The organism is Metabacillus niabensis, from assembly GCF_902829255.1.
GTDB lineage: Bacteria > Bacillota > Bacilli > Bacillales > Bacillaceae > Metabacillus > Metabacillus niabensis.
Genome location: NZ_CADEPK010000144.1, coordinates 1 through 7,358, shown reverse-complemented (window position 1 = coordinate 7,358; position 7,358 = coordinate 1). Strand labels below are relative to the sequence as shown.

At 34.4% G+C, this 7,358-nt stretch carries 6 protein-coding genes; 3 read left to right on the top strand and 3 right to left on the bottom strand.

The features are described from left to right. The first annotated feature begins 270 nt into the window (after positions 1-270). On the top strand, positions 271-615 hold the full coding sequence (locus HU235_RS11640; RefSeq protein ID WP_174880323.1) for a hypothetical protein: 345 nt from the start codon (positions 271-273) through the stop codon (positions 613-615). A 219-nt stretch (positions 616-834) separates the two neighbouring features. On the opposite strand, the gene parC is transcribed toward HU235_RS11640, so the two are convergent. The 3 genes from parC to HU235_RS11625 all read right to left on the bottom strand — a co-directional run bounded on the left by parC (position 835) and on the right by HU235_RS11625 (position 6,035). Beyond that, a complete protein-coding gene (gene parC / locus HU235_RS11635; RefSeq protein WP_174880322.1) occupies positions 835-3,276 on the bottom strand; it encodes a DNA topoisomerase IV subunit A in 2,442 nt (813 codons plus the stop codon). A 3-nt stretch (positions 3,277-3,279) separates the two neighbouring features. Next, positions 3,280-5,247, bottom strand: a complete 1,968-nt coding sequence (gene parE / locus HU235_RS11630) for a DNA topoisomerase IV subunit B (protein WP_095300887.1) — start codon at positions 5,245-5,247, stop codon at positions 3,280-3,282. A 374-nt stretch (positions 5,248-5,621) separates the two neighbouring features. After that, entirely contained in the window at positions 5,622-6,035 is a 414-nt protein-coding gene (locus tag HU235_RS11625) for a CoA-binding protein (protein ID WP_174880321.1), read from the bottom strand. Between the two features lie 179 nt (positions 6,036-6,214). On the opposite strand from HU235_RS11625, the gene plsY reads away from it, so the two are divergent. Together plsY and HU235_RS11615 are read left to right on the top strand one after the other, a co-directional pair. After that, positions 6,215-6,799 carry a glycerol-3-phosphate 1-O-acyltransferase PlsY gene (gene plsY, locus HU235_RS11620; RefSeq protein WP_174880320.1) on the top strand — a complete coding sequence of 195 codons (585 nt, stop codon included), beginning with the start codon at positions 6,215-6,217 and terminating at the stop codon, positions 6,797-6,799. A gap of 280 nt (positions 6,800-7,079) precedes the next feature. Beyond that, positions 7,080-7,358 (top strand): HesB/YadR/YfhF family protein (locus tag HU235_RS11615; RefSeq protein WP_174880319.1); only part of this gene is annotated, 279 nt, incomplete at its 3' end.

Genomic DNA, 7,358 nt, shown 5'->3' with positions numbered 1-7,358 from the left:
CATGTATCGTTGTTAAAAGAAATAATTGAAAGATATTAATTATTTAGTTCCAAATTTAGGATTAACTTCTAGGGGTTAATCCTATTTTTTTTCATTATTTTCCTTTACTAATTAACTTTTCAAAAAATAGATTTTTTTAGGTTTATAGTTGAAAAGTCTTTATATAAGAATAAATTACCAAAAATCGATGTTATTAGACAATTAAAATACTTTTCAAACGTGAAAAAAAGGATTAAAATAGTTTTATTACTCGATAAAGGGGTGATTCCATTGAAACTGTCAAAGTATGTAAGCTTTCTTTTAGTCCTAATGTGTATGTTTGTGGGCTATCAAATCGTTTCAATGTCTCACTATCATCATTCTGTTAGTCATGGAGGCTTAGTGGGCGTTGAAAATGAAATCTCGTTCACAACTGTTGACCATCATCAGGATGAGAAGAAGCATCCCGATTACTTAGGAAATCTTTTTATTGAGAATTTAGAACAAGCTACTGCAATAGTCGTGCTTCTATCTGTGCTACTTTCTGTTCTAACTTTACTCATACAAAAATTATTTCTTAAGGCAGTTTATTATCAATCTTCCTATTATTCAAATCATCATTGTATTTTAACCTAACTTATCTTAATAATAAGGAGGTAATCAATGATGACATTTTTAAGATTGATTCCAGTAGCATTATTTTCACTTACTGCATTAAGTTTATTAACTTATCAAGGAATTGAAATCGTGCATGCATTAACTGAGTACGTTCGAAATAAATAATAAAGGATGTTTTAAAAAATCCCCTCTTATTTTTCATTAAATAAGAGGGGATTTTCATTTAGAAAACTTTATTTACTCTGCTTTATTGTCAGTCTTTTCAATAAACCAAACAAGACTTACAGAACCTGATTCCTGTTCATCAATTACAAAAGAACCGTTACTATAGCGGTCATTAGGTCGTAACGTTGAAATATCGATACTTTCAATAACCCCTTGTTCTGTTTCAAGATAAAAGTCACCTTTTGCTTGCGTAATTTCCGCTCCAACAATTCGATGAGGATGATTTTTTAATTCTCTTAGCATCACTAATCCACGTTTGGCTCGTGACGATTTTTCAAAATCAGTTAAATTCATTTTTTTCACTGCACCTCTTTGAGTTGCAACGACTAAAAATGCCTTCTTCGTTCGATCAATGATATTACCACTCACAACAAAATCATTGTCCTTCAAATTAATACCTTTTACGCCAGCAGCTCTTGGTCCAACTAAACTTACTTCTTCCTCTTCAAACCATAATCCATAACCTAAATGGCTTACTAAAAATAAATCATGGCTACCATCAGTAAGATGAACATCTATGACCTCATCATCACCTTTAAGATTAATTGCCACTAATGGTTTTGAATATCGTTGTGCCTTATAATGACTTAATTCTGTCTTTTTCACCATTCCATGCTTTGTAATAAAGGTGAGGAATGACTTTTCTGCAAAATCTTTAACTGGTATAGCTTTAAGTATTTCTTCATCACGATCGATTGGAATAATATTTGCAATATGCTGACCGATATCCTTCCAACGAATGTCTGGTAGTTCGTGAACAGGACAGTACAAATAATTCCCTTTATTTGTGAAGAGTAAAACGACATCTGTCGTATTGATCTCAATTTGAGAAAGCAATCTATCGGTATCCTTCATCCCAAAATCCTGTCCATTTGATGCAGCATAAGACCTTAAGCTTGTACGCTTCACATATCCATCCTTAGTTACTGTTACAATAACATCCTCAGAAGCAATCATTACTTCAAGATTGATTTTTATTTCTTCAATCTGCTCTTCGATAACTGAACGTCTTTCATCTGAATATGCCTTTTTGACACGTCTTAAATCATCTTTAATAACCTTTATTAAAACATGTTCATCACTTAAAATACTTGTAAGCTCTTTGACTTTTTTATCAAGCTCTTCTGCTTCATTTTGAAGTGCTGTAATATCAGTATTTGTTAAACGATATAGCTGTAAGGAAACAATTGCTTCCGATTGAGCCTCTGTAAAGGCAAATTTTTCGATTAAATTGTTCTTTGCATCACGTTTATCTTTCGATGCTCTAATCGTTGAAATTACTTCATCTAAGATTGATAATGCCTTAATTAAGCCTTCAACAATATGCTGGCGCTCTTGTGCTTTACGCAGTTCATACTTTGAGCGATTTGTCACAACTTCCTTTTGGTGACCAATATACGCATCTAAGATTGATGGGAGGCTCATTAACATAGGGCGACGATTATGGATTGCCACCATATTAAAATTATACGTAATTTGCAAATCACTATTTTTATATAAATAGTTTAATACACCTTCTGCATTAGCATCCTTTTTTAATTCGATGACTATACGTAAACCTGTACGATCTGTATCATCACGAACCTCTGCAATCCCTTCAACCTTTCGTTCAATCCGGAATTCATCAATTCGTTTGACAAGGTTTGCTTTATTCACTTCATAAGGGATTTCAGTAATGACGATCTGTTGTTTACCACCACGTATTTCTTCAATAGCAGCTTTACCTCGAACAATAATTTTCCCTTTACCAGTTTCGTAAGCTTTTCTAATTCCATCTATCCCTTGAATAATTCCTCCGGTAGGAAAATCTGGACCTTTGATGATTTTCATAAGCTCATCAACTGTACAGTTTGGTTTATCCATACGTTTAATAACCGCATCAATGACTTCTCCAAGGTTATGTGGCGGTATATCTGTCGCATAACCAGCAGAAATCCCTGTAGAACCATTAACTAATAAATTTGGAAACATAGCTGGTAGGACAACTGGTTCCTTGCTCGTGTCATCAAAGTTCGGTACAAATTCTACAGTTTCTTTTTCAATATCTCTAAGAAGCTCTGAAGAAATTGCCGATAATCTAGCTTCTGTATAACGCATCGCTGCAGGTGGATCTCCATCGATACTTCCGTTATTTCCATGCATTTGAATTAGTACGTTCCGGACCTTCCAATCCTGGCTCATTCGCACCATTGCCTCATAAACAGAGGAATCACCATGTGGGTGATAATTACCGATTACATTCCCTACTGTTTTAGCTGATTTACGAAAGTTTTTGTCATTTGTATTCCCTTCAACATGCATTGCGTATAAAATACGTCTTTGAACAGGCTTTAAGCCATCACGGGCATCTGGAAGAGCACGATCTTGAATTATGTACTTACTATAACGGCCAAAACGGTCACCTAGTACATCCTCAAGAGGTAAATCGCGAAAAATTTCAACTGACTCTGCCATAAATTATACCTCCTCTGCGACCGATAAATGTTCATTTTCTAATATATTTGTATCCTCATCAAGACCGAAGGCAACATTGCTTTCAATCCATTTTCTACGAGGTTCAACTTTATCACCCATAAGTGTTGTAATTCGACGTTCTGCACGTGCAGCATCATCAATTTTTACGCGAATGAGCGTTCTTGTTCCAGGGTTCATTGTTGTTTCCCATAGCTGATCTGCATTCATTTCTCCTAAACCTTTGTAACGTTGGATCATATACCCTTTACCAACCTTTGAAATAGCACCTTGCAATTCTTCATCAGACCAAGCATATTCGATTACTTCTTTCTTCCCTGTTCCTTTACTTACTTTATAAAGCGGAGGAAGTGCAATAAATACTTTTCCATTCTCAATTAATGGTTTCATATAGCGATAAAAGAATGTTAACAGCAATACTTGGATATGTGCTCCATCTGTATCAGCGTCTGTCATAATAATAACTTTGTCATAATTGATATCTTCAATGGAAAATTCTGCTCCGACTCCACCGCCAATTGCATAAATAATCGTATTGATTTCTTCATTTTTAAAGATATCAGATAGCTTTGCTTTTTCTGTATTGATTACCTTACCACGTAAAGGTAGGACAGCTTGAAAACGACGGTCTCTTCCTTGTTTAGCTGAACCTCCTGCAGAGTCACCCTCAACTAAGTATAATTCGTTTTTCATCGGATTACGTGATTGTGCAGGGGTTAGCTTACCACTTAAAGTCGTTTCAGAGCGCTTACGCTTTTTACCGCTTCGAGCTTCTTCACGTGCTTTTCGCGCAGCTTCTCTTGCTTGAAAAGCCTTAATTGCTTTTTTTACTAAAAGAGTTGCTGCATCTGGATTTTCTTCAAGGAAATAGGTTAGATTTTCCGTAACAATTGCATCAACAGCTGCACGTGCTTCACTTGTCCCTAGCTTCCCTTTTGTTTGCCCCTCAAATTGAAGCAGCTCTTCAGGAATACGGACAGAAACAATCGCAGCTAATCCTTCTCTTATATCGGATCCTTCAAGATTTTTATCCTTCTCTTTCAGCAATCCGTTTTTTCGAGCATACTCATTAAAGGCTCTCGTCATCGCTGTTTTTGAACCAGCTTCATGAGTACCCCCATCCTTTGTGCGAACATTGTTTACAAATGACAAAATATTTTCCGAATACCCGTCATTGAATTGAAAAGCAAATTCTACCTCAATGCTATTTTGCTCTCCTTCAAATGATACGACAGGGTGAAGGACATCCTTTTCTTCGTTTAAATACGTAACAAATGCTTCAATACCCGTTTCATAATGATATACCTCACTATGATCGTTTCGTTCATCAATTAACTCAATTTTTAATCCTTTTAATAAGAACGCTGATTCTCTTAGTCGTTCACTTAATATTTCATAATTATAAGTCGTTGTACTAAAAATCGTTGGATCAGGCTTAAAATGAATCGTAGTTCCCGTTTTCGTTGTCTTCCCTTTCTTGGAAAGGGTCGTCACTGGGATACCTCCATTTTCAAACCGTTGTTCATAGATAAAACCTTCACGATGAATCGTAACTACTAACCACTCAGATAGTGCATTAACAACAGATGCACCTACACCGTGTAAACCACCACTTGTTTTATAACCACCTTGACCAAATTTACCTCCAGCATGAAGGACAGTTAAAATAACCTCTGGTGTTGGTTTTCCAAGTTTATGCATCCCTGTTGGCATTCCACGACCTTTATCTTGTACAGAGATACTATTATCCTTATGTATCTTAACAATTATATGATCTCCGTAGCCTCCTAAAGCCTCGTCAACAGAGTTATCTACGATTTCATAAACAAGATGGTGCAATCCTCGACTATCTGTACTCCCGATATACATACCAGGACGTTTTCGTACAGCCTCTAGTCCTTCAAGAACTTGAATCGCATCATCATTATAATCAAACTGTTGTTGCTTACCCAAACGACTAAACCCCTTTCAATTCATACACAAATACATTACTTGAGAAAGTCCAAGCGCACTGCTGAAGTGAAATAATAATCACACTCACGTTATGCACTTGAACTAAACATGAATAACTTAGTACAAATATTCATACTATTTAACTCTTCAAGTAAAAACTCATGTTTAAGTATTTTATACAATAATTTTTATATCGACAACCTTATGTTTGTTAAAGCTGTCCTCATATGAGAATTGGAAATGATGATTTATATCAAAATTCTTTCGTATCCATGCTTTATTGTATATGGTATTTTACATTTAGCAAACTTTATTCTGCTTATAAAGTAAAAAATCCTTGTTTTTACAAGGATTTTTTCAAAAAGAATCAAATATCACTTCGTCATTGCATGCTCTACCTTTATACAACGATTCATGATAACTGTTTTATCGTTCTTTTTTAAAAGATCATAGGCATCTTTATTTTCAAGACCTAATTGTGCCCAAAATACATCTGCATCAATCTCTAAAAATTCCTTTGCTACATCATATAAATGTTCTGAACGGCGAAAAACATTGACAATATCAATATGTCCCTTAAGATCTTTTAAAGACGCAACAGCTTTTTCTCCAAGAACGGTATCAACAGTCGGATTAACGGGAATAATTTTATATCCAGCATCCTGCATTGCTTTACTTACCATGTAAGATGTTCGTTCAGGATTATTTGATAAGCCAACAACCGCGATTGTTTTGCTTGCTTTTAAAATATTACCGATTTCCTGTCTTGTCGGGTATTCCATTGTCATATTTTTAACCCCTTTTCTATTATCATAACAAGTTTTCGAAATTACAACCAGTTATTTCATGATAATTTTTAAGCCTGCTTATACTTACGATGTTTGTTTTTATGTTTTTTTATTCTCTCATAGTGTTTTTCTATCTGGTCATGCTAAAATAGAAGAAGATTATATAAAGGAGTACAATCATGATTGAAGCTATTATTTTTATTCTTGCCTATTTAATTGGGTCGATACCATCAGGTCTAATCGTTGGAAAAGTTGGTTATGGTATAGATATTCGAGAGCACGGGAGCGGTAATTTAGGAGGTACGAACACGTTTCGTACTCTTGGGATCAAAGCTGGTTTAATTGTTACAATTGCGGATATTTTAAAAGGAACCTTGGCTGCTGCATTTCCAATCTTTTTTGGACAAGAAGATATTTCTCTTTTATTACCTGGGGTATTTGCAGTTCTAGGTCATACATATCCAATCTTTGCAAAATTCAAAGGTGGAAAAGCAGTAGCAACCTCTGCAGGTGTATTGCTTTGTTATGAACCATTGCTATTTTTAACTTTAGTAATTTTCTTTTTTATTGTCCTTTATCTTTCAAAATACGTTTCCCTTTCCTCAATGCTCGCTGGTGTTTCTGGAATTATTTATAGCATTGTGATAAAAGACATTTGGTTAATTATTGTCGTTTCATTATTAACATTGTTTGTTATCTATCGACATCGTTCAAATATTAAACGAATAATTAATAAAACTGAGCCTAAAATAAAATGGTTATAATTAATAAAATTAACCTTTGTGACTACTAATAAAAAAACATTGTTTACGAAAGTAGTCAAAGTTAAAAGAGCTTGACGAATGGAATGAACCTCAAATGTTAGAGAAAAACTAACTTTTGGGGTATTTTTATGATCATTATTCACAAGAATGTAATAACTCAAATATCCATTTCGGTGGTTTGATAGACAAAGATATATTATAATTAAGATATATTAAATTTTAGTATTCAGAAATTTAGTACATTTACGTATGAACATTCTCTAATAAAGGAGTGTTACAGGTGGAAATAATCGTTAACGATAAGGCGATTCATTGGTATAAGGAAGAATTGGATCTCCAAGACGGAGATACCGTACAATTTTTTGTTCGATATGGTGGCTGTAGTAATGTTCAAAAGGGATTTTCTCTCGGAGTAGCAAAACAAACACCTGATGATATCGGTGCAGCTTTAAAAAAAGATGGTATAACTTTCTTTATTGAAAATCGCGACTTATGGTACTTTGATAATCACAATCTTCTCGTTGATTTAGATGAGGAAATCAATGAACCAATTTTTAAT

What these genes read in the sequence shown, in the direction of transcription:
- parC (WP_174880322.1), bottom strand. Translation starts at nt 3,276, where the DNA reads ATGGCAGAGTCAGTTGAAATTTTTCGCGATTTACCTCTTGAGGATGTA.
- plsY (WP_174880320.1), top strand. Translation starts at nt 6,215, where the DNA reads ATGATTGAAGCTATTATTTTTATTCTTGCCTATTTAATTGGGTCGATA.
- HU235_RS11625 (WP_174880321.1), bottom strand. Translation starts at nt 6,035, where the DNA reads ATGACAATGGAATACCCGACAAGACAGGAAATCGGTAATATTTTAAAA.